The organism is Salmonella sp. SAL04213, from assembly GCF_046550535.1.
Taxonomy (GTDB): domain Bacteria; phylum Pseudomonadota; class Gammaproteobacteria; order Enterobacterales; family Enterobacteriaceae; genus Salmonella; species Salmonella enterica.
This window is the reverse complement of record NZ_JBGDXS010000002.1, coordinates 613,032-636,592: the sequence shown is the minus strand read 5'-3', so window position 1 is coordinate 636,592 and position 23,561 is coordinate 613,032. Positions and strand designations below refer to the sequence as shown.

The 23,561-nt window shown below is 46.3% G+C and carries 20 protein-coding genes and 1 pseudogene; 10 read left to right on the top strand and 11 right to left on the bottom strand.

Translation table 11 applies throughout. The annotated features are described in order from the left end of the window. Positions 1 to 25: 25 nt before the first annotated feature. Positions 26 to 3,448 (bottom strand): DUF4765 family protein, encoded by a 3,423-nt coding sequence (locus tag ACLJPQ_RS07985; protein WP_080184728.1) that lies wholly within the window; start codon positions 3,446 to 3,448, stop codon positions 26 to 28. A 429-nt stretch (positions 3,449 to 3,877) separates the two neighbouring features. On the opposite strand from ACLJPQ_RS07985, the pseudogene ACLJPQ_RS07980 reads away from it, so the two are divergent. Both ACLJPQ_RS07980 and ttcA read left to right on the top strand, forming a co-directional pair. Then, a pseudogene (locus ACLJPQ_RS07980) lies at positions 3,878 to 4,084 on the top strand (tyrosine-type recombinase/integrase); the annotation flags it as partial. A 40-nt stretch (positions 4,085 to 4,124) separates the two neighbouring features. Continuing rightward, a complete protein-coding gene (gene ttcA, locus ACLJPQ_RS07975) occupies positions 4,125 to 5,060 on the top strand; it encodes a tRNA 2-thiocytidine(32) synthetase TtcA (RefSeq protein ID WP_001156208.1) in 936 nt (311 codons plus the stop codon). A gap of 43 nt (positions 5,061 to 5,103) precedes the next feature. Here ttcA and dbpA read toward each other — a convergent pair whose 3' ends face one another. The 4 genes from dbpA to smrA form a co-directional block, all read right to left on the bottom strand. Further along, positions 5,104 to 6,477 carry an ATP-dependent RNA helicase DbpA gene (gene dbpA / locus ACLJPQ_RS07970; protein WP_080184729.1) on the bottom strand — a complete coding sequence of 458 codons (1,374 nt, stop codon included), beginning with the start codon at positions 6,475 to 6,477 and terminating at the stop codon, positions 5,104 to 5,106. A 486-nt stretch (positions 6,478 to 6,963) separates the two neighbouring features. Beyond that, positions 6,964 to 7,947 carry a zinc transporter ZntB gene (gene zntB / locus ACLJPQ_RS07965; protein ID WP_000387373.1) on the bottom strand — a complete coding sequence of 328 codons (984 nt, stop codon included), beginning with the start codon at positions 7,945 to 7,947 and terminating at the stop codon, positions 6,964 to 6,966. Positions 7,948 to 8,092: 145 nt separating this feature from the next. Further along, a complete protein-coding gene (locus tag ACLJPQ_RS07960; protein ID WP_058107847.1) occupies positions 8,093 to 9,247 on the bottom strand; it encodes a methyl-accepting chemotaxis protein in 1,155 nt (384 codons plus the stop codon). 392 nt (positions 9,248 to 9,639) lie between these two features. Beyond that, positions 9,640 to 10,203 carry a DNA endonuclease SmrA gene (gene smrA / locus ACLJPQ_RS07955; protein ID WP_001046799.1) on the bottom strand — a complete coding sequence of 188 codons (564 nt, stop codon included), beginning with the start codon at positions 10,201 to 10,203 and terminating at the stop codon, positions 9,640 to 9,642. Positions 10,204 to 10,460: 257 nt separating this feature from the next. Between smrA and ogt the strand changes: the two genes are divergently transcribed. The 3 genes from ogt (at position 10,461) to uspE (ending at position 13,022) form a co-directional block, all read left to right on the top strand. Next, positions 10,461 to 10,976: a methylated-DNA--[protein]-cysteine S-methyltransferase gene (gene ogt / locus ACLJPQ_RS07950; protein WP_000945036.1), complete on the top strand. Its 516-nt coding sequence runs from the start codon at positions 10,461 to 10,463 to the stop codon at positions 10,974 to 10,976. 195 nt (positions 10,977 to 11,171) lie between these two features. Then, positions 11,172 to 11,924, top strand: coding sequence for a fumarate/nitrate reduction transcriptional regulator Fnr (gene fnr / locus ACLJPQ_RS07945; protein ID WP_000611914.1), 753 nt, complete (start codon positions 11,172 to 11,174; stop codon positions 11,922 to 11,924). 150 nt (positions 11,925 to 12,074) lie between these two features. Then, positions 12,075 to 13,022 carry a universal stress protein UspE gene (gene uspE / locus ACLJPQ_RS07940; RefSeq protein WP_001262138.1) on the top strand — a complete coding sequence of 316 codons (948 nt, stop codon included), beginning with the start codon at positions 12,075 to 12,077 and terminating at the stop codon, positions 13,020 to 13,022. 54 nt (positions 13,023 to 13,076) lie between these two features. On the opposite strand, the gene ACLJPQ_RS07935 is transcribed toward uspE, so the two are convergent. Then, positions 13,077 to 13,331, bottom strand: coding sequence for a DUF2534 family protein (locus ACLJPQ_RS07935; protein ID WP_000605645.1), 255 nt, complete (start codon positions 13,329 to 13,331; stop codon positions 13,077 to 13,079). Between the two features lie 238 nt (positions 13,332 to 13,569). On the opposite strand from ACLJPQ_RS07935, the gene ACLJPQ_RS07930 reads away from it, so the two are divergent. Then, on the top strand, positions 13,570 to 14,601 hold the full coding sequence (locus ACLJPQ_RS07930; protein WP_000493665.1) for a mechanosensitive ion channel family protein: 1,032 nt from the start codon (positions 13,570 to 13,572) through the stop codon (positions 14,599 to 14,601). An 80-nt stretch (positions 14,602 to 14,681) separates the two neighbouring features. On the opposite strand, the gene ACLJPQ_RS07925 is transcribed toward ACLJPQ_RS07930, so the two are convergent. Beyond that, entirely contained in the window at positions 14,682 to 15,284 is a 603-nt protein-coding gene (locus tag ACLJPQ_RS07925; RefSeq protein ID WP_023202497.1) for a helix-turn-helix domain-containing protein, read from the bottom strand. Positions 15,285 to 15,327: 43 nt separating this feature from the next. Here ACLJPQ_RS07925 and ACLJPQ_RS07920 point away from each other — a divergent pair, with 43 nt between their 5' ends. Continuing rightward, on the top strand, positions 15,328 to 16,014 hold the full coding sequence (locus tag ACLJPQ_RS07920) for a B3/4 domain-containing protein (RefSeq protein WP_000097251.1): 687 nt from the start codon (positions 15,328 to 15,330) through the stop codon (positions 16,012 to 16,014). A 27-nt stretch (positions 16,015 to 16,041) separates the two neighbouring features. Further along, on the top strand, positions 16,042 to 16,380 hold the full coding sequence (locus tag ACLJPQ_RS07915) for an antibiotic biosynthesis monooxygenase family protein (protein WP_000051812.1): 339 nt from the start codon (positions 16,042 to 16,044) through the stop codon (positions 16,378 to 16,380). Between the two features lie 106 nt (positions 16,381 to 16,486). Here the strand turns inward: ACLJPQ_RS07915 and ACLJPQ_RS07910 are convergent, their stop codons facing one another. The 4 genes from ACLJPQ_RS07910 to zirU all read right to left on the bottom strand — a co-directional run bounded on the left by ACLJPQ_RS07910 (position 16,487) and on the right by zirU (position 20,893). Next, positions 16,487 to 17,044 (bottom strand): redoxin family protein, encoded by a 558-nt coding sequence (locus ACLJPQ_RS07910; RefSeq protein ID WP_001062621.1) that lies wholly within the window; start codon positions 17,042 to 17,044, stop codon positions 16,487 to 16,489. Between the two features lie 95 nt (positions 17,045 to 17,139). Next, entirely contained in the window at positions 17,140 to 17,964 is an 825-nt protein-coding gene (locus ACLJPQ_RS07905) for a ZirS family two-partner secretion-like system exoprotein (protein WP_061372233.1), read from the bottom strand. Positions 17,965 to 17,990: 26 nt separating this feature from the next. Then, a complete protein-coding gene (zirT, locus tag ACLJPQ_RS07900; RefSeq protein WP_080184731.1) occupies positions 17,991 to 19,973 on the bottom strand; it encodes a two-partner secretion translocator ZirT in 1,983 nt (660 codons plus the stop codon). A 74-nt stretch (positions 19,974 to 20,047) separates the two neighbouring features. Next, positions 20,048 to 20,893 (bottom strand): two-partner-like secretion system exoprotein ZirU, encoded by an 846-nt coding sequence (gene zirU / locus ACLJPQ_RS07895; protein ID WP_000273688.1) that lies wholly within the window; start codon positions 20,891 to 20,893, stop codon positions 20,048 to 20,050. A 293-nt stretch (positions 20,894 to 21,186) separates the two neighbouring features. Between zirU and ACLJPQ_RS07890 the strand changes: the two genes are divergently transcribed. Next, on the top strand, positions 21,187 to 22,044 hold the full coding sequence (locus ACLJPQ_RS07890; protein ID WP_077905754.1) for a GyrI-like domain-containing protein: 858 nt from the start codon (positions 21,187 to 21,189) through the stop codon (positions 22,042 to 22,044). A gap of 389 nt (positions 22,045 to 22,433) precedes the next feature. Beyond that, positions 22,434 to 23,543, top strand: a complete 1,110-nt coding sequence (locus ACLJPQ_RS07885) for a hypothetical protein (RefSeq protein WP_023223624.1) — start codon at positions 22,434 to 22,436, stop codon at positions 23,541 to 23,543. Positions 23,544 to 23,561: the final 18 nt, after the last annotated feature.

Here is a 23,561-nt window from a genome sequence, read left to right as displayed (position 1 = left end):
CAATAAACTTGTTCAGGATTTATGATTACTTAGAAGCGTTTGCCTGCCCCGTATTTTCTGCTTTACCATATGTCCTGTCAATTATACCAACAGGGTCCACTGGTGTGCTTTTTGGCATAACCCAGCCACTTTCACTGACACTACCTCGTGTAAGATATCTGACTTTTACCTTAACGATAATAAGAAAATGCTCCCTGCTGAACCTGTCTGCAACACTAAGTTCCGTGGTATATTCAGGTACGATTCTTCCACTTCTAACCTGCTCTTTGGCTATTTCAGCAGAGACAGGCAATACCTCTACATCGCCTCCCTCAATACCGCCTGCTGTTTTAAAACTAACAATATTTTCAGCCTGCGGACCTATTGTACCTCGGCATAATACAACTTCGGTCTCCCCTGCTGCTACATCCCCACTCCGGTATTTCTTATAAATACTTTGTACATTTTCTTCTGATGTAGGGTATAAATCTTCTGACAGGGAGGCCAGTATATCTTCCAGTAAGGGGGAATCATCCGTTATATCCAGCAGTTCTTCATCATAACCCGCGTCTCCTTCTCTTAACTCTGAATAAGGCTTATCAATATGGCGAATAAGCCCCCCACCTTTCAGCCCTGACGCTTGATAAAATCTTCCATCAGAAGATCGGTAAAATGTCATGGCTGAATTTTTTCCGCTATCCGAATAGGTTGCCTGATACGTTTCTGAATTTGGTTCTTTAGTTAAAACGAGCTCTCTGTCGCCATATTTTATCGTATTAGGCGCTTCCGATGACAGCGGTGGATATGAGGCCTGTTTTCTGTAAAAGCCTTCTCCTGACGGTTTGTAATAACCATACGTTTCTTTATCAAAACCGGTAGCGCGATAGAGCCCATCGTTTCCCGCTGGACCTAACTCAAGAACTTTCTGATTAGTTTTTTGATAAATAAAATCTGTATTTTCTATTGACTCTATAGTTTTATAATTACTCCCCTTTTGAATCGGCGCTCGTACTACACCTCTTTGTATTTTATTTTCAACAAATCGGAGGCCCGTATACTTTGCATTTGCCGCTCTTTCTGTGAACTTCGCTCCAGCAACAGGAACAGCCTCCATACCGATACGAATAATATCCTGTACGTAACCGCATACATCCGCAGAGTTTTCCACAACAGCCCGGTTAAGAATACTGCTGGTACCAGCCAGAGCGTTAAAACCAGGGACAAGACCCATTACAATATTCCAGACCGTTCCTAAGAGGTGAAGTCCTGCCCTTGCAGCCGGACTTAATGAGGAAGTTGTGCGATGATGTATAGTATCATCAAGATCAAAGCTCAGCTCAATTAATCCTCCCAACCCCTCCTGAATAATCTTATTAAATGCATAAACGAATTCTTGCCCGCCATTCATGGAGGAAAGCTTCTCCTTGAACGATTCGAGAGCCTGAGCCTGTCTCTCATGTTGTTCTTCTAATGTCAGCCAACTGCTTTGCGCAATATCACTGATCTCGTGAATAAGCCCAACAACGACCTCTTGCACCATTTTGTTGATATCCATTAGTCCTAAGATATCACACTCCTGCATATGTTCCTTCATATGAGTCTCTGCTCGATAATATTTCTCCGCCCAGACTAGCTGTTTATTGATCGCAGCTTTCATTAACAATATTAAAGGATCGTTACTTTTGGGAAGTGTTGATTTAACACCTTTGGTAAATTTATTATTAACCACAATTTTTCTTGCTATTGTGTCTATTTTTTCATCATTAATTGGCCCCGTTATATTTGCACACCAAAAAATAATATTACGCATAATAATAAAATTATTTTTTATGCCTTCAGGGCTAAGCAATACTCTATCACCACCATTGCTGGATAAATGGTGTATCACTAATTGGACCAGCTTAAAAAGATGATTCATCCTTTTTTTATTAAAAGCGCTCTTTCCTCTTTCTTGTCTATTGAAAGATACTATTTCTAATGCTGTAATAATAGCATCCTTACCATAGAAAACGTCAAAGCTTGAACCAGAAATAGCAGGAAACTTTTCATACAGGACTTTCGCATAATGGCTTTCCCTTGTCCATAAAGGCCTGTCTATCATGGGTGGTTCAGGCTCAGTACTGAAATGCATAGGATGAACCAGCATATCACGCGCCATTAGTTCATATATTTTATATTGATGTTGAATATTTTCTCTTACAAAAGATAGAACAGAAATGAAACTTCCCTCACCGAGAACAATGAGACGATCACTTAAATGAACTAAAAGACCTTTGAACATATATTCAGCGGCAATAGCTCTTCCATCATGCGTCCACTGCCCAGTTTGAGAAAACGCAAGTAATTCATGATAGCCTCTTTTATAACTATTTGCCTCTTGTTCTTTTACCAGTAGTTTGAGTATTGAGATAAGGCGTCCTCCCGCCATAGATGTAAAGTGTTCAAATAGGCCATCTAACACCTTACCTGCCAGGTTAGGCTCCGTAGTTGGGGCAGGATGATCCTCCGGGAGAGCCCTTTCATATCTCTGTAATTCTTTAACGGGTAAAAAATTATTCTCACCTTCTGAATTACCATTTTTTATCCTATAATCACCAGATGTTACTGCTAATCTTGATGATAATAACAAACCAGTTACTGCAATGTTTTTAATACTCCTGTCCATTTTATGAATGGTTACTGGCTGAAGATGATTGCTGCTATGGGAAGATAAGAAAATTTGCCTTTGAATTTCCTTTCCCTCAGATATAATTTGCTCAGTACTTTTAGGTGGAACAGTTACGCTATCTACATTAAATAGCTCATGTTCACCACTCATCGTTACCTGAGAAAAACACGACGATGTATGTGCAATTGCAGTAGGATCAATCTCTTTATAAATAACATTGGCGTAAACGTTTGTAACTTCACCGTTTGCATTTAAATGATCGTGCAAAATATGTTTTAGAAATAGATCTAAAAACAATTTTTCTGATGTGATTCCATTCACACAGTTGTGAAAGTCAGGGGGAATTGGATAGCCGTTCTTATCAAATGGAAGCGATAAATATCCTCGCCCCCCATCAATATTTTCGTAACTGTAATTTAGAGATATCTTTACCTCGCATTTATTGGTATCTATATCGTCATTGATACTGCGCTCTACTTTATAATTAACCAGCCTACGGAAGGTTGCGCTATTTGAATAATAAAAATCCAATGTTGACTTAATATCTTCATATATAATTTCATGTGTTGGCTCAAAGAAGAAGTCGTAAATATTTAATCTGTTCTTTTCTTCATCTTTGGCCATCTCATCCAGCTTAATATATTCTTCTGGTAAATTAGACACTTGCTCATGAAAGATATCGTCCTGATAAAGTCCATCCAACATTGAAAGGTACGGTATGGTATCCCAACTTCTGATAGCTTGTATCTGTACCGTCTGCTGTGATTCTCTGGTTGATATATCACTTACTGTTATACGCATTACGTTCTCCAGCCAGAATTATGGTATGCTTCATAAGGTGTAGATATCAGGTAGCAATTCTCATCGCAAATAATTTGTCTGAACTGTACATATGATACAGGCTATTTTTAATTCAATACGACCACCAGAATAAACAAGAAAATTTTAAATAGTATACGGTAAAATGATCTTACCCAACGATAATTAAACACTCTGCACTATCTTATTAGATAATAAAATACTGATACGTTATTTTATATCACCAATAAAAGAGCAAAAAGGGTGTGCCGAATATCATTTTACACCAGTCCCGGTTCACTCCACGAAACCACTTGAAACGTACCATCATCAGGACGCAGCAGCGCCTGAATTTCAGTTGAGCCCGTCACTTCTTAACGGACCTGGCTGCATGATGTATACAGTTGACAATATCCGAAGGTACTATCTCTATTAAAACGTGCTGGCATTCGTCGCCGTAATCCGTACCATACGCGACATACTTTTGCCTGCTGGCTGTTGACGGCAGGAGCGAACCCGGCATTTATCGCCAGCCAAATGGGGCATGAAACTGCGCAGATGGTGTATGAAATTTACGGTATGTGGATTGATGACATGAACGACGAACAAGTAGCGATGTTGAATGCGCGGTTATCGTAGTTGCAAAGTTCGCCCCATTTAGTACCAGAGAACTGAAATAATGCAAGAAATTCAAAAGAATACAAAAAAAGAGCAATACAACCTCAACAAGTTGCAAAAGCGCCTGCGCCGTAACGTTGGCGAAGCGATTGCCGATTTTAATATGATTGAAGAAGGCGATCGCATTATGGTTTGCCTTTCTGGCGGCAAAGATAGCTATACGATGCTGGAAATTTTACGTAATTTGCAGCAAAGCGCCCCGATCAATTTTTCACTGGTCGCCGTCAACCTCGATCAAAAGCAGCCAGGTTTTCCGGAGCATATCCTGCCAGCCTACCTTGAGCAGCTGGGCGTAGAATATAAAATCGTCGAAGAAAACACCTACGGCATTGTGAAAGAGAAGATTCCGGAAGGAAAAACCACCTGCTCGCTGTGCTCGCGTTTGCGCCGGGGTATCCTGTATCGTACGGCGACTGAACTGGGCGCGACCAAAATAGCCCTGGGCCACCATCGCGACGATATTCTGCAAACCCTGTTTCTGAATATGTTCTATGGCGGAAAAATGAAAGGGATGCCGCCGAAGCTGATGAGCGATGACGGCAAACATATCGTGATCCGCCCGCTGGCTTACTGCCGCGAGAAAGATATTATCCGTTTTGCTGAGGCCAAAGCCTTTCCTATCATTCCTTGTAATCTGTGCGGTTCGCAACCCAACCTGCAACGCCAGGTGATTGCCGACATGCTACGCGACTGGGATAAACGCTATCCTGGACGGATCGAGACGATGTTTAGCGCCATGCAGAATGTCGTGCCGTCTCACCTTTGTGACACTAACCTGTTCGATTTCAAAGGGATCACTCACGGTTCCGAGGTCGTCGACGGCGGCGATTTAGCGTTCGATCGTGAAGAGATTCCCTTGCAGCCCGCTGGCTGGCAGCCGGAAGAAGATGACACCGCCTTAGAGGCGTTGCGGCTTGATGTTATCGAAGTGAAATAATCTGCAGGCGTCTCAGCACTCCGCTGAGACGCCATGCTATCGATCATTTTAATAACCGTACCCGGCATGACTTGCCTTTGATCTTCCCGTTTTGCAACTGCTTCCAGGCTTTTTGCGCTACTGCTTGACGTACGGCGACGTAAACGTGCATGGGATGCACGTTAATTTTGCCAATATCCGCCCCGTCTAATCCAATATCGCCGGTCAGCGCGCCTAAAATATCTCCCGGACGCATTTTCGCTTTTTTGCCGCCGTCAATGCATAGGGTAGCCATCTCTGCGGCCAGAGGGAGTAACGGCTGCCGGGCGGGCGCATTCAGCCAGTTCAGCTTGAGTTGCAGCATTTCTGAAAGAATATTCGCCCGCTGCGCCTCTTCCGGCGCGCAGAAACTGATCGCCAGGCCGCTGCTTCCCGCGCGCGCCGTACGGCCAATACGATGGACATGCACCTCCGGGTCCCAGGCCAGTTCATAGTTAACCACCAGTTCGAGCGATTTAATGTCTAACCCTCGCGCGGCAACGTCGGTGGCAACCAGAATGCGCGCGCTGCCATTTGCAAAACGCACCAACGTCTGGTCGCGGTCGCGTTGTTCCAGATCGCCGTGGAGCGCCAACGCGCTTTGTCCTACCGCATTAAGCGCATCACAAACGGCCTGACAATCTTTTTTGGTATTGCAAAACACCACGCAGGACGCTGGCTGATGCTGGCTAAGCAACGTTTGTAGCAGCGAAATTTTTTCATGCGCAGACGTTTCGAAGAACTGTTGTTCGATAGCCGGTAGCGCATCTACCGTATCGATTTCAATACGTATTGGCTGCTGCTGTACACGACCGCTAATCGCCGCGATGGCCTCAGGCCAGGTTGCTGAAAACAACAACGTCTGGCGCGTCGCAGGCGCAAAGCGGATCACCTCATCAATGGCGTCACTGAATCCCATGTCCAGCATTCGGTCTGCTTCATCCATTACCAGAATATGCAGCGCATCCAGCGATACGGTTTCTTTTTGTAAATGATCCAGCAGGCGCCCCGGTGTCGCGACAATGATATGCGGAGCGTGCTGAAGCGAGTCGCGCTGTGCGCCAAAGGGTTGCCCGCCACACAAGGTCAGAATTTTGGTATTTGGCAGAAAACGGGCCAGGCGACGTAACTCCCCGGCTACCTGATCCGCCAGCTCCCGCGTCGGACACAGCACTAACGCCTGTGTCTGGAACAGAGTGACGTCAATTCGATGCAAGAGCCCAAGACCAAACGCCGCCGTTTTGCCGCTACCGGTCCTGGCCTGCACACGCACATCATTTCCCGCCAGAATGACGGGTAATGCTGCGGCCTGAACAGGCGTCATCTCAAGATAGCCCAGCTCAGTAAGGTTATTGAGATGGGCGGCGGGCAAAGCATTCAGGGTTGAAAAAGCGGTCACAATTTACTCTCGCGGTAACGACTCATAGTCAGCAGGCGCGTATCCTCGCAGATCCGGGCGCTTGATGCGACATTTTAATCGGTTCTTCGTCCGGCGGCGGGTCGGGCATCGGCTGAGGACGGGGAAGCGGCTCAGGAATGGGAACAGGGTCAGTGGGAATCGGGTCCGACAAGGACGAGTGTAGATATAATAAGGTCAAAAGACAGCTCATATTACCCTCCAGAATGTCATTCAGACTCTTAAAGGGTAGACGCAGATAGTCTACAGGCAAAAAAAAGCCGACTAATCTAAGTCGGCGTCGTACGAATCAATTGTGCTATGCAGTAATTCAAAAAAGGAAGTAAGACAATATGGAGCGCAACGCCCATCGCTTGACGTTGCATTCACCTGCGAGAGAGATATTGCCCCGAATAGGTAGATGGTTTATTGACTTCGCTCAAATTTCTCGGCGTTTTTTCACCCGAAATGGTCTGAAAAGCGCTTTTGTTACAACCATTTACTGCGATGCAACCATAAAGTAACACCACCGATCAGGACAACTAACAGAATACAAAACAGAGAAAAGCCGAACCGCCATCCGCCGCCAGGAATGCCGCCCAGGTTAACGCCAAATAACCCTGTTAAAAAGGTGCTGGGCAGAAAAACCATCGCCATAAGCGACATGGTATAAGTTCTGCGCGCCAGAGACTCCTGCATCACCTGGGCAATTTCATCCGCCATGATGCCAGTACGCGCGATACAAGCGTCAATTTCATCCAACCCCCTTCCCAGCCTGTCGGCGATATCCTGCATTCTGCGCCGGTGATCGTCGCTCATCCACGGCAGCCGTTCACTCGCAAGCCGGGCATAGACGTCGCGCTGCGGCGCCATATAGCGACGCATAACAATTAGCTGCTTACGTAGCAATGCGAGGAAACCGCGCGGTGGGATTTGCTGGTCGAGAAGATTATCTTCCAGATCGATAATTTTATCGTGTAGCTCTTCAATAAATTCACTGGCGTGATCGGTTAACGCATCGCACACATCCACTAACCAGCCGCCGCAATCTACGGGCCCGGTGCCCTCCTGCAAATCACTGACCACATCGTCGAGCGCCAGAACCTTTCGCTGACGGGTAGACACAATGAATCGTTCGTCCATATATAAACGCATTGCCACTAATTGATCCGGGCGTTCGTCAGTACTGCCATTAATACAGCGCAGCGTAATGAGCGTCCCTTCCCCCATACGACTTACGCGCGGGCGCGAGCTTTCACCAGCCAGCGCATCACGCACGTTATTGGGGAGTAAAGGCGTTGAAGCTAACCAGCGGGCGCTGTCCGGGTGGGTATAATTAAGATGTAGCCAACAGGGATGCTGACTATCGATCACATCATTATCTTCGAGCGGTTTTACTCCACCACGACCATCCAGTAGCCATGCGAAAACGGCATCCGGCACGTTCACATCCGATCCCTTAATGGCTTCCACAGCGCCTCCTCGTTACAACTCTTATGCCGTTAGTCTAGCTTTCGGAAAAGGTTAAGCAATCTCTCATTTTCTCATTGCGCAAAAAGAATGACGGGAACGTGCGAAAAAAGTGCCTTAGCAACAGGCGCTTACCAAACATGTATTATCAGGCCTGGCCGCGCCTGGTGATGGTCGAAAGAGGTGATACATGAGAGCGCGACAGAGCATGTTCACTGTAACCCGGCAGGCTTAAACGAAATTTGTCGGTTTTAGTCTGTAGCTCGATCACCTGCGCCTTTAAAACATCCGAAGAAGCAGATAACGCTTCAACCATTAAAACATTGCTATGGGTTGCGCTTTCCAGATCGCTCAACGCCAGGGTTATCTGGTTAATGCCTTTTTCCTGCTCCCGCGTGGTGGTGGAAATTTCACTCATCAGCACGTTTAATTGCCCGGAGCCGCCAACAATCTCCTGCATATTTTTTTCAGCCTCCTGCACTATGGCGGCCCCCTGCCGCACATTGTCATGCGTAACGTCGATCAGCGCCTTGATACTTTTTGCCGCCTCGGCGCTACGATGCGCCAGGTTACGCACTTCCCCGGCCACCACGGAGAAACCTTTTCCATGATCGCCCGCCCGCGCAGCCTCTACTGCCGCGTTAAGCGCCAGAATATTAGTCTGGAATGCGATACCGTCAATCAATGAAATAATCTCCGTCATCTGCGAGGCACAGTCGGTAATAGAACGCATATTTTCTGTAACCCGTACCATTAATTCACCGCCTTTACGGGCGCATTGGGTTGCACAATCCGCCTGTATGCTCGCCATTCGGGTATTATCCGCATTGTTTTTGGTACTCGCCGCCATTTCATCCATACTGGCGGCAGTTTGAATTAACGAGGCCGACTGCTGTTCCGTCTTTACGGATAGCGACATACTGCGCGCCGCCAGTTGTTCGGAAAGGGTCATTGCCGTTTGCGAAGAGGATCTGATTTCACGTACCAGCGCGGAAATATTCTCCGACAGGCTATTAATCCCGGGGATGAGTCGCCCGGCGCAATTATTGCCAAATTCGGAGATATGAATAGACAAGTTTCCTGCTGCGACCTCTTCAATACTTTTCTTCACGGTATTAATCGGCACTACCAGATAGCAGGTCATATACCACCAAAGCAGTAATGTCGAGATCAGATAAATGATATTACACGTAATTAAAATAGGGAGATCGTGCAGAAAGGTTATTTGTAAAGTATCCACCAAAAGAAACGTACATACCATGAATAGAATAATGCATGTCCTGACGCTGATATTTCTTAACATTTTTGATGGCCTACAGCCAGGATAGGAGACAGGTTTTATTTTTATAGCATTTCAGATAGCTATTGCCATTCGTTTCTTTGACATTCTCCATATTCAATACCAGACCATCGTCATTTCCCTTAGTGCAACAGATAAAATCACCTATATTCGCTATGCCAGGATATTCATCCATCCATATTGACAAGTGATGTACTTATCACCATTTTCTGCTTAATAGTTAAGTCGAAAGCCAGTATATTTTAATAGACGCTTAAATAAGCGAATGACTGTTTCTCCGTGTTATTACCGCGGACAGCGTTATCGCCCGTTCTCTTGCAGAATCCTGAGCATCAGGCATAAAATCGGGTTCGCGCGAGCTTGCGCTGGCGGTCCTGTCCGCCAGCGGCAACGATTTACCGACTACGCTTCGCATGGCGCTCCCAGTTATCCTGTTTAGCCTGCACCGTTTTACGTAACGCGACATAACATGCCCCGCCGCCGCCATGATGCGGCAGCGCCGAACAATAAGCCTGTACATCCTCAAACTCTGTCAACCAGCGGGCCACATAGCTTCGGACGATATTGGCATGCGACTTCGCCTCTCGCCCTTTACCATGAATGATCAGGACATTACGCAACCCCTCTTTCTGCGCCTCCAGGATAAAACGAAACAGCATTTTTCGGCACGTTTCGACCGGCTGGCGTAACAAATTGAGGCTGGCCTGCTGAGGGTATTTCCCACTGCGTAACTTGTCGATGACCCCCTGCTGCAATCCTTCCCGACGAAATTCCAGCGGTTCATTCAGCGGCAGAATATCCAGAAAGCCCGTCGTCAGGAAATTATCAAGCTGAAGCGTGTCGATACGCTGGGGCGTTTTAAGATTACGCGTTGGCTGCCAGTGTACATCAGTATGGCGTTTCAGCGGCTGGACATCCTCCATGGCGTCAAGAAACAGCGCTTTATCGTCAAGGTTCATGGTTCATCCTCCAGCGTTTTTGCGACTGCCGTTATCATAACCGTGCCCTGTTATACCGACAACGGTTTACAGTTATTTCCAATAACAGCGACAATGTCAGGCAATTAACCGCCTCGCCCGGCTCCCTTTTTCTCCGCCAACGATATTACTGGCGCTAAATGTGTTATCCCTGACTATCTTTTAAGGAGTATGGTTGCGGGTATTCCTGGCATGATATCTTGTCTCTTACGTTAGATTAAGACGATGTGAGAGAACGGATGCTGAGATTACTTGAAGAGAAGATAGCCACGCCATTAGGTCCGTTATGGGTGGTTTGCGATGAGCAGTTTCGACTGCGGGCCATTGAGTGGGAACAGTACCGCGATCGTATGGAGCAACTGCTCAATATCCACTACCGTCACGAAGGCTATGAACGCGTTTCTGCGACTAACCCCGGTGGACTCAGCGATAAGCTTGCAGATTATTTTGCAGGCAATCTCGCCGTAATTGATACCCTGGAAACCGCCACGGGGGGCACACCTTTTCAACGAGAAGTATGGCAGGCGTTGCGCGCTATCCCCTGCGGGCAGGTGATGCACTATGGTCAGCTGGCGGCGCAACTGGGACGACCGGGCGCCGCACGCGCAGTCGGTGCTGCGAATGGCGCTAACCCCATCAGTATTGTTGTTCCATGCCATCGCGTCATTGGGCGTAACGGCACTCTGACCGGATACGCAGGCGGCGTGCAGCGAAAAGAGTGGCTATTACGCCATGAAGGCTATCTTTTATTATGAATATACAGGCAAAAAGTGCCTTATCGGTCACACTTTTATGTAAAGCAACAACAAATAAATTACGTGTTTTCAAATAGATAAAAGTATTCATCAAACTTATACTTGAATTATTCCTTCTCCGGGATAGCTCAGACTTACGCGCTCACCAAAAAGATGTTAAAATTGACAAATATCAATTACGGCTTGAGCAGACCTATGATCCCGGAAAAGCGAATTATACGGCGCATTCAGTCTGGCGGTTGTGCTATCCATTGCCAGGATTGCAGTATCAGCCAGCTTTGCATCCCGTTCACACTTAACGAGCATGAGCTTGATCAGCTTGATAATATCATCGAGCGCAAAAAGCCCATTCAGAAAGGGCAAACTCTGTTTAAAGCAGGTGATGAATTGAAATCGCTCTATGCTATCCGCTCCGGAACGATTAAGAGCTACACCATTACCGAGCAAGGCGATGAGCAGATTACTGGATTCCATTTAGCAGGCGACCTGGTGGGTTTTGACGCCATTGGCAGCGGTCATCATCCGAGCTTTGCACAGGCGCTGGAAACCTCAATGGTATGTGAAATACCCTTTGAGACACTGGATGACCTGTCCGGCAAAATGCCTAACCTGCGTCAGCAAATGATGCGTCTGATGAGCGGTGAAATTAAAGGCGATCAGGATATGATCCTGTTATTGTCGAAGAAAAACGCCGAAGAACGTCTGGCTGCGTTTATTTACAACCTGTCCCGCCGCTTTGCGCAGCGTGGTTTTTCACCGCGTGAATTCCGCCTGACGATGACCCGTGGCGATATCGGCAACTATCTTGGCTTAACGGTCGAAACCATTAGCCGTCTGCTGGGGCGTTTCCAGAAAAGCGGTATGCTGGCGGTGAAAGGTAAGTATATTACTATTGAAAACAGCGATGCGCTGGCGGCCCTCGCCGGTCATACCCGCAACGTCGCTTAAACGTCAGCTAAACCATTGATGTTATCTTCTGCCATATCGTTAAATTTTTCTCATTTATTGATCTGGCAGAAGCGCTTCCTCTGTTTCATTCACCATATTTGAGTTACTCTTTAGTTACAAACTGCGATGACAGTTGTAAGGAGACCCTGTATGGCTATGTATCAAAATATGCTGGTGGTCATCGATCCCAATCAGGACGACCAACCCGCATTACGGCGAGCAGTTTATTTGCATCAACGGATTGGCGGCAAAATTAAAGCTTTCCTGCCTATTTACGATTTCTCGTATGAGATGACCACCCTGCTTTCTCCTGACGAACGCACCGCAATGCGTCAGGGCGTAATAAGTCAACGCACAGCCTGGATACGTGAGCAGGCGAAATATTATCTTGAAGCCGGTGTCCCCATTGAAATTAAAGTGGTCTGGCACAATCGTCCCTTTGAGGCCATCATCCAGGAGGTTATCGCCGGCAGTCACGATCTGGTGTTGAAAATGGCGCATCAGCACGATCGACTGGAAGCGGTCATTTTTACCCCTACCGACTGGCATTTGCTGCGTAAATGCCCAAGCCCCGTGTGGATGGTCAAAGATCAGCCGTGGCCAGAGGGCGGCAAAGCCCTGGTCGCCGTGAACCTGGCAAGCGAAGAGCCTTATCACAATGCTCTCAACGAAAAGCTGGTAAAAGAGACCTTACAATTGGCGGAGCAGGTTAATCATACCGAAGTACACCTGGTCGGCGCCTACCCCGTTACGCCAATCAATATCGCCATTGAGCTGCCGGAATTTGATCCCAGCGTGTATAACGACGCCATCAGAGGCCAGCATTTACTGGCGATGAAAGCGCTGCGCCAGAAATTCAGCATCGATGAAAAAGTTACGCATGTAGAAAAAGGCTTGCCTGAAGAAGTTATCCCGGATCTTGCCGAACATCTCCAGGCGGGGATCGTTGTGCTTGGCACCGTTGGACGTACCGGACTCTCAGCCGCGTTTCTGGGGAACACGGCCGAACAGGTCATTGACCATCTGCGCTGCGACCTGTTAGTCATTAAGCCTGATGAGTATCAAACACCGGTGGAACTGGACGACGAGGACGATTAATCCCTCTTCCGTCCTGCCGGATGGCGCTGCCATCCGGCCAACACCTCATTCCTGTTACTCATCTCCGCCGAGGAAATAGATCCCCAAAGGAATCGCCAGCAGAATAGTGAACACCAGACTGTAAACGAAAATCATTGCCGACTGAATGGCATACATAGAGCTTGTCCACTCGGACAGTGGAATATGATATTGCTCAATCACACCGCCGATAGTCGCGCGCGTTACCACCGATGCCGCAACGATAAACACTGCCAGCAGGCATAACAGAAATTTTTTCCCCTTCGCCGATTTCAGCTTCATCATGATCATAGTATTGTCCTTTACAGATGACTTTGTTACCTGATAGCAACAATACCATGACAATCACGCGATGTCTGCTCCATAAAACGTGACATTGTATTTACATAAAAAGTAAACCGCTGAGATTAAAGCTGATAGCACTATTTCTTCTTTTTACTTATCGATGATCTACGCGTTTATCCTGGGTAAAATACCTGTTAATCAGGTCATTCTGAGCTGTTATCGTAGGAAGGAGCGGAAAACAATAATGTTCACTGAATTTTTTCTCAAAAACGCATTTAATCTGGCGATACTTTTCAGTTGCGGTATGGCGTTGCTGGTCGTGAGATTTTGGCTCAGCCGTAACGTACAGTGGAAGAAAGGATTCACGTTCCATGCGGCACAGTTTTTTATTTACGCGATTATTATTGGAACCATCGGGAGCATCCTGAATAATGCTATTGAAGATTATAATTTGCGTTTTATCTCTTCCGGGGTCATTGATTTTATCTGCACCTCGCTCATTGCGCTTATTCTGACGATAAAACTTTTCCTGATTATTAACCAATTTGAAAAAGCACAGGTCAATAAAGGTAGAGATGTCACCAGTACCCGTATTCTGGCACGGGTCATAAAAATAACCATTATTGTCGCGATTGTCTTACTGTATGGCGAACATTTTGGCATGAGTCTGTCCGGTCTGCTGACCTTTGGCGGTATCGGCGGTATCGCTGTTGGTATGGCGGGCAAAGATGTCCTGAGCAATTTTTTCTCCGGTATTATGCTCTATTTCGATCGCCCCTTCAGTATCGGAGACTGGATTCGTTCTCCTGACAGAAATATCGAAGGTACGGTCGCCGAAATCGGCTGGCGAATTACGCGAATTAACACATTCGACCACCGCCCGTTGTACGTGCCTAATTCCGTCTTTTCATCCATTAGCGTTGAGAATCCGGGACGGATGACCAACCGTCGAATAAAAACGGTTATTGGATTACGTTACGAAGATGCCGACAAAATTGGCCTCATTGTTGACGCTATCAGAAACATGCTGCAGGCGCACAGAGATATCGATCAGAAACAGACGCTGTTGGTCTATTTTAATGAATTCGCCGACTCTTCGCTGAATATTATGGTGTATTGCTTTACCAAAACAACAGTATGGCAGGAATGGCTTGCCGTACAGCAGGATGTTTACCTGAAAATTATTGCGATTGTCCAGGAAAACGGCGCTGACTTCGCCTTCCCAAGCCAGACGCTCTATATCGATGACCCGGAGGCCGCGCCTGCGACAAAATAAAAGATAGCCGGTGCCCGATAACGCTTATCGGGCACCGAGGCTTCCCTGTCCGGATGACGGTTGTTAGCGCCTTACGGTGATCAACGGCTCTTTTCATTCACCGTCATGGTAAATTCAAGCACCTCATTAGTGTCGTTAACGTAGGCATGAGGCATGTCGGTTCTGGCTACAGCGGAGCAGCCCTCCCGAATAATAAAGCGTCTACCATTGACTGTTAATGTCAGTGTTCCCTGATTAACAAACAGTAATTCACAGGTGTCTGCCGGATGCCCTGCCGATTCAAACTGTTCACCAGGATGCATTATCCATTGCCAGAGTTCCAGCATATCCGGCCCGCTGGTTCCCGCCATCAGTTTTGCGCTGCCGCCTTTCTCGCCGCGCCACAACACCGGAATAGCATCCCGGTCGATAAGATGGACCATCGGCTCGCTGGCGACGTTGACAAAATCCGCCACGGACACTCCCATTGCCGCCGCGATCTTACATAACAGCGCAATGCTTGGATTGGCTTTACAGCCTTCAATTTCCACCAGCATTCCTTTACTGACGCCGGAACGCCGCGCAAGCTCATCCAGCGATATCTTTTTTTGGCTACGAAATTGTTTGATACGTTGGGAAACAGCTGCATTTATTGTGCTGACGTCGGCGCCCGCCGTGGTCGATAAGTTGACTTTTTTGGTCATTGGTCGATATCATAGAAGAAAATAGTCATTACAGGATTATGCGATGTCTTCTATGTTACCGTCAATCAGCCCGGAACTGGCCCGTATCGCTCCCGGCTTTCGTGCATTAAGTATTAATGTTATTGCCGCTCCGATTCGCGATGCGCAGGTCGGAGAAATCGCGCTAAAAGAGGCCTGTCAGGCCGTAATTAACGGCCAACCGGCGTGGGCACAGGCGCATATAGACGCCTGGAATGCAGTGTTTAAAGCATTCGGCGCAAAACCAAAGCGCACCCCCTGCTCGGCTGAAGCGCTACGAAAACGCGTGTTGAAGGATGGAACAATGGCGTCGCTGGACCCGGTCGTTGATCTTTATAACGCGGTGAGCCTGCGCTATGCCGTACCGGTAGGCGGCGAAAATAGTGCGGCTTATTGTGGATCGCCGCGGCTGGTTTTCGCAGACGGTAGTGAAACATTTGATACCCTGAAAGAAGGACAACCCGCCACCGAGTCGCCAGAACCGGGCGAAGTTATCTGGCGCGATGACAGAGGCGTCACCTGTCGGCGCTGGAACTGGCGTCAGGGAGTACGTACCCGACTAAGCGCTTCAGATAAAACGATGTGGTTTATCCTTGAAAGCTTGCCGGAAATGCCGGTTGATGAATTGTACGCGGCAGGAAACATGCTGACTGACGGCCTTGAAAAAATGATGCCAGGTTTACGTTTTGAATCCACGTTGATAGGTGTTTGATTGATATTGCGTAACAGGAGAAATACCATGTCGCTGTTTCTGACAAGTTTTATTTTCGAAAAAAAAGAGTACGACGAAGAGTTTTATCAACTGGATGGCTGGATTGAGCGCTATACGCAGTCTATTGATGGCTATATTGGGATGGAAAGCTATACCGATGCCGCCAGCGGAAGAATGGTTAATAATTATTACTGGCAGACCCGCGAATCAATGGAACTATTGATAAATAATTTACAGCACCAGCAGGCCAAATCACAAAGTCATAAGTGGCTTTCCGGTTACCAGACGATTATTGCAGAAATTCAGGGGTGCCATAACGTTAACCTGCCCCATCCGCTGGCATCATTTTCAGTTCCTTATGCGTGATGCAATAGTATATGTGTTAAATGTGGGGGCACTACAGGAGGATGCCTGCGCCCCTGCATTGCCGGTTATTCGGTTCTCTGTGCAGGGACGGTGCTGATATAAGTGATTAGTAAACAGGAAGATGAGTGATATCTCGTGGTACAATAACACGCGTAACCACATTATTTTCATCGCACTCTATCAACGCTCTGGCAAAAATACTGAGCTCATTAATTTTCAGCCCGGAATTATCCAAAAACTGGCGGCAAGCGTAGTCAGAAACAAAGGTTATGCCGGGATGAATATCATGTTCCCGAATAAAACGGGCCTGAGCAAATGGCGTATCCATACTCAGCACATATACCGCCCGGTTTGAGTGGCTACCCGCTGATTTAAGGCGGTCACTATAGTCTTTTACCTGCCATTCACAAACCGGCGTATCCAGTGACGGGACGACAATAATCCGCTTTTTTATCCCCGGGATACAGTAACCCGGTAATAAATTATGGCTCACCAGCCCCTTTGTGCAGGGTAATGGTTCGCCTTCAGCCAGTATACCGGGTTTGAGGGTCAGCTGCGTTTTGCCAAAGGTGACAGCGTGTTCCTGACCCAATGAGATATAATCCTGTGTTGTTGCTGGTGTCATAAAAACTTCTCCTTTTAACGTTTGTATTATTTTAGCCATAATAATTATTTAGCAATCTACTAAAGAACCAAGTTAACATCCATAATAAGAGCAGTGAAATAAAAGCCAACCCATTATTCATTGCTGTTTTTACTCTACTTTTTTATTGTCCCGGAGATAGTAAATTTATCTTTAATCAATTCCCCAAAATATTTATATGTCAATTTCAACTCTCCATTTGAACCACCATTATAAGTTACCGTCTGAAGATACTCTCCGGGATTACCCCCGGCTTTGATATCGCATCGACTATTCCAACTTCCTATTGGAAAATGCCCACACTGGAGATTGAGATTAGATATGGGGTTATTATTTATATCTTTAACAATAATTTTCACAACAGCACTCTCTCCTGGCATCAGTAAAGATTTATCTGCACTAATGACAGATAAATCTTTACTCAATTTAACTATACGTTTTGTTTCAATAGAATGGAGTTCAGAAACCATCGGCACAGGCGTATATCCTGGTGCTGAGACCATATCTGTTTCGTTATAATGCTCAATTCTTATCTTCGAACCTACATTATCCTCGCTGATAACAATTTCATATTTACACGGTTTTTCACGTAAAAGCTCATGCTGTGAGTCATCTTTCTCAACGCGATAATACGTACATACTGTGGTAGCCGTTTCATTAGCTTGATATTTTTCAGTATCAAGATCACTGGCTCTCCCAACCATTCTTGCTTTTAAAAGCATGCCTGGTATAGGTATATATGATTCAAAATATCCATAATACCCATTCAATTCCAACCCATAATCACTCAACGGCGAACCAGGCCTGTGCCCAACGCTCGGCGCCGTAGGTGGAGAAAACATCCCGACGGTTGCCGCGGACGTTGTCGACGAATCCGCCAAGACGCTTATCGGCACAGCCGCCAGAAGCAGGCTATAGATAATAAGATTATGTTTCGACATACGCACTGTTGATCCTTTTTAAAACATTAATTCGCATCAGATGCTGCGGTAGAACTCTTGGCATTTTCTTTATCAGAAATAATTCTGACCCGGATATATTTATTCTGAAGCGATTCCCCATTAAGACTATAAGGAAGAAGCCAGGTGGCTTTTGTCGCCCCCGGTACGGATTGCCAGGATTTCATTTCATCCGAGATTTCCCACTGATAATTAAACGCATCAGTACAGTCCGTGTTATTTACACAAAGCGTTCTGGCTCGCATTTCTGTTCCGACGACTGGCGCAGTAACGCTTCCGTTGGCTTCTTCAGTACCCGGCGTAAAAAGCACCTCCACAGAAGTGACCTTCTGCGCAATACTGTCTGACTGCGCTTGTAGTAGTACGGTACCCTTCACCGGATGTTTATCGTCTGGCCCGCTTGCTTCAATATGTAATTTGAGCGAGTGGGCATCATCGCCGATATGGGTCACCAGAACCCGTTCAACCCAATGGCCGTCACGCTCTGTACCACCGAGCGCTTTAAATGCCAGACCCGGCATATCTGATTGATACTTAATATGACGTGGTTTGAGCGACGCCCACTCCTCTCCAGAACGCTCGCGCACGTAGTGCCACTCAATAACCTTCCCCTCTTCTCCGGCAGGAAGCGGCGTACTGATAACAAAGTTGCCGTCCTCAACCTGAACATCGTCATTGATAACATTTATCCATGAACGGAAACTGGTCTCATCCTGTGTCACCCTTGCCGGGATACGCTCGGAGGTCACGCGAGTACCCCGGCTGTCAGTCACCGTTAAATAAAGGCTATACTCCTGACCGTCGGTCGCCGTCAGCGGAAGTTGAGGAAGGATAAGGCCGCTGCCCAAACTCCCCTGAAGCTGAAGTCCGGCGAGAAGCTCCGCATCACCCGACCACTCAACTTTCTCAATCGGGTAACGGCTATCTACCGTCGCCATTAATGTCACTAGCGTCCCGGACAGGCCTGACACCGGCATTGCCGTAATGCGGATTTTACTGGCCTGCTCCCGATACGCCATGACGATATCGTAATTACGATCGACAAAGGCACGCCGATTAGTCGTATTCGACGGCGCCCCAACGTTGCGGTAATCAAGCTGTTCATGTAACGGCGTACCGAAGGAATAGTTGACTCTCAGACCGCCCTCTGCCTGCGATCCGCCGTTACCGGCGTCCCGATATCCTGTTCTGACCTCAAGCAAGGGGACAGGATTCCAGACCAGAGCCGCACCTGCGGCGCGGGGATTCCGGCTTAATGTACCGTTACCCAATAGATCAACTTTATCCCCGTAATACTGTTCATATGTCAGCTCTCCACTGAACCAGGGAAAATCGGGGAGCGTGCCTTTTGTTCGCAGATCAAAGCCATATGCCGGACGCTCATCATGTAATTCATGCGCTGCTGACATTTTCCAGCCGGTGAGAGGGAAATAATAGTTGCCGGAAAAGGCCAGACTGTCTTTATAGACTTCCCCGCCAATGCCGCCACGCAAGTGGGAATAACGGATGTCGGCATCCAGAAACGTATTGACGCCGAGCAGCCATCCATTGACCTCCTGGCGGTAACCCATACCAACGTTAACATAGGTGCGGCCATCGAAACTGCTGTTGTCGTGGTCGCGAAAGCCAAGCTGACCAAAGAGTAAAGACGATGTTGTTTCCTGGACGGGAATAAACATATCGAACTCTGATGAGCGATATTTCGCGCCATCTTCAAGATTGACGCCACCACGGAAAATAATCTCCGGAAAAGCGCTCTTTATCCCCTCGTTCACCAGATGATTAGCGGCTTGCCCTGGTAACGCCTTTATTTTTCCTTTGGCATAATCCTCCAGCGTCCCCTCCTGCAGATGCGGAGAAATAGACGATGCCGTCCCCGCAATCCACGATTGAATTTCATTATCGCTATCAGCGATGACCGGCAGTGGAATCTGACTGGTAACAATGGCCCAGGTTATATATTTAGTAATGGGTTTTTTAGAAAAAACCACTGTATTGTCTCCTGCTATATCCCCCTGCCTGGCAGAGGGAGTATTTAAATAAGATGTTTATTTGGCGATAACCATCAGCGACGGATAGCGCGTTTATTCTCCGGCGTGGCTTTCGTCGTTTTAGGCGTAACGTGGACACGGAACAGTTTATTCTGCTCAGTTCCCTTAATAATATATTTATGCTTTTCAGCGTTGGTATTATTCAGATCGGTGAACTTATCTGGTGTCCCGGCATCCGCCATCTGCCAGGTAAAGTTATAATTACTGACCTCACACTCAGCCGCCGCTGTGGCGGCACATTCCAGTACCGCTTCAAGGGTGCCGCCTACCACTGGAGTGTTGGCGTCATTGGTACCGTTGAGTTCTGGAGTTGGCTTGTTGTTTTCGTTCACGACTTTGATAGTGACAGAACGTAGCTTATTAGAAATCGTACCGTCTGCGGCGGAGTCGCCGCCCACCCCAGAAGATGCAGAAGTTAATAAGACAGTGGCAGGCAAGAATGCACTATCCGGCGTCCCCGTTGCCGTCTTAATCCGGTAAACGATTTTAATTTTTTTACCGCCTGCATCAGCAGGAATGGTAAAAGCCGTCCCGGTTGCCTCCGGAGTTCCAGAAGGATCGGCAGCCTCATTATCCACCAGGTACCATTTAATATCGTCGGCATTATTCATTTTATCCAGCGATAAGGGATCTCCATCCTCATCCTCAATAAAAACATCCGCTATCTGGAGGGTTGAACCGGTCGTCAGTTCCCCAGACACTTCTATTTTTTTTGTATCCTTGGTTACCACAGGACGGTGACCAACAGAAGCAGGTGTAGCAGAAGAAGCCATATCATTGGCTCTGGTATTCGCCACCGCCTCTACTGAGACCACGGATGCACAAATCGCTAACGCTAATAAAGATCTTTTGAAGTACAAAACAATTCCCTTTTATTAAATCATTAGAAATAATTACGAGATTTATAATCTCACGGGCTAAAAATTCAGGGTTATTCAATCATTTTAACCGCCTGTGAAATTATGCCCTTCGCCATGCCAATTACTTAGCTTTACTGGCAAAAGCCGATCTTCAAGTGTAAAGTTTATTCAGAAACGTCAAGCAATTTAAATCTTTCTTGTTTTGCCAGAAAAGCTAACAACCACCCACCAGTTTAATTACACAGTATGTCAAACACCTTAAATGTTTATATTTTCGGCTTCAATAAAGAGGAATGATGATGAAAAAAGCCATAATAATCTCAGTATTAGAGCAAATAGAAAAAAATCTTGAAGAGAGGATTGATATTGAAAAACTGGTTGTTATAACAGGTTATTCGCGAAGGAGTTTGCAGGATTTTTTTAAAGAAAAGTGTGGCGTCTCTATCGGAAAATATATCAGACAACGCAAGTTGAGCAGAAGCGCCACTCTGCTAAAGCTGACCTCTCAGTCGGTCACAGATATCGCGTTCAGAATGGGGTTTGATTCAGTGCAGTCCTATAGTCGAGAGTTCAAAAAAACATTTGGCGTCAATCCCAATAACTATCGCAAGGCTGATTTCTGGGATCTCAGAAACCTACGGCCTCCCTACTGGCTTGACTGTGATGAGCATTATCAGTTCGAAATTTGTCAGCTTACGTCAAAAGAAATTTTCGGATTTCAAACATCTCATCAGATCGCAACAAATGACCTTCCTAAAAAAGCGTCGCCTATAAAATGGAAAATCATTCATGAGACGCTCAGAACGTGGGGCGAAAATGTGTATTGTCTCTCGTCTTTTAAGCCGGATAATACCAAAGACCAGGTCATCGCCGTAAGCAGTTTTTTTGGTATGGAACATAATTCCGTCAATGGAGGCAAAATCCCCATGTCGAGGGTAATAAAATGTGGTAAATATGCAAAATTCCATTTCGTTGGTCATAAGGAACAATATCAACAATTTTCCAATACAATATATATGTGTATATTGCCAAAACTGAATCTTATCAGGAGAGAAGGAGAAGATATTGAATACTTCCATTTGGCATCCGTCCAAAAGCAACAGAATAATGAATCCATTGTCGATCTTTATTATTACATCCCTGTACTGTAATGACTTCGTACCATCCACGCATTTCATCTGAAAAGTCTTCTCTTTTCAGAACGGTAATAAAACTCTCAGTATTGATTCTGGTAAAATAAGTGACTATTAATATAGTTAACGTTTTGAAAGAATTGAAAAAATAAATTGCGTGCACGCGACACCGGAGACAGATTACTGACAGTACTGTACGGTGTAGTGATCAGGTAATATTGGCTACAGTTTACGGTAAAAGCAAAGTCCATACTTTAACTATTAATGGGAGTATGCTGGCCGGGCGGCTTGCGGGGCCTTCATGCTCCCACATTTACAATGTTGGTATGATTACATTCTCTCTATACTTTACTGTGCTAACCTTTTATCTCGTTGAGATAACGTTTAATTAAAATGCTCTCTTTTTGATGTACATTATAAGAGGAGACATTATTCATATTTTCGAAATCAGGGCAGACGATATGTATACAACCATCAGAAACACAACGCTAGCAATGGTAGCTTGTTTTTCGTATATCGCACATGCCAGTACCCACCCTCCTCTTATTATCACCAGGGGAGCCGGAGGAGACGCCTCCGGAGCCGCAGTCATTCATGATAATTGGCGGCATGGCACTCCTGACCTGGTCAATCTTACCGATATCCCCATAGATAAAATCAGACCAGAAAAATACCGTTGCGTACTGATTATTGGGCAAGGAGCTATAAAAGAGATGCTTCTTGCGAACAATGCCTCAGCAATACTTTCCGGAAAAACTGTTGGTCTTTATACTCATCTGATCGATCAGAACACGCTCAGATTACTTCGGCAATTGCAGAACAAAGTGAGATTCAATCTCTTTTTTACCCGCTCGCAGATAACTCTACTAAAACTAAGGAACATTTCAGAATATAATTTTTTGAGTTCTAAAGTAAATAATGTCTGGGGACAAGACTCACTAGCAATTGAAACAGTGGCACCTGACAGGGGTAATATACCGGAAAAAGCGCTTCCCCTCAAAACAACAGATTATGTGATCTGGCTGGGTGGAAACTATACTACTTCCTCTGGTACGCAGCGTATCTTCACAAACGATCAGATTGTTGTAGCCCTGAAACCACTACATAATGTTATTTCATCAAATGCATCGATTGCTATTATGCTTTCACCACGTTTTTTTGATAATAGCATGAGTAAAGAAGCAAAAGTTAAACGACTGAAGGCAGTGCTTAACACCTTTTCGCGAAACAGGGTCACATTTTATATGAATAAGGAGATGCTAGCTAATCTGAAAGAATTTGATTTACCTGTTCAACTATCCCCTTCTTACGCAGAGCTGATGCGAATGCCCTGGGCCAGCGCTACCCGGCATTTTGCCTCTGTGGATCAATATAACCTGTTTGCTGATCTCATACCTAAAGTCACGCCGTTTCTTCTTGAACCGAATGATGCCGATCAAGCTCTCTATGCGACGGATTATCTTAATACCCGGCGTGTAAGTCTGACCCAAAATATTCTTAACCACGGTTGTGACTAAATAAAACGCGCAGAATCC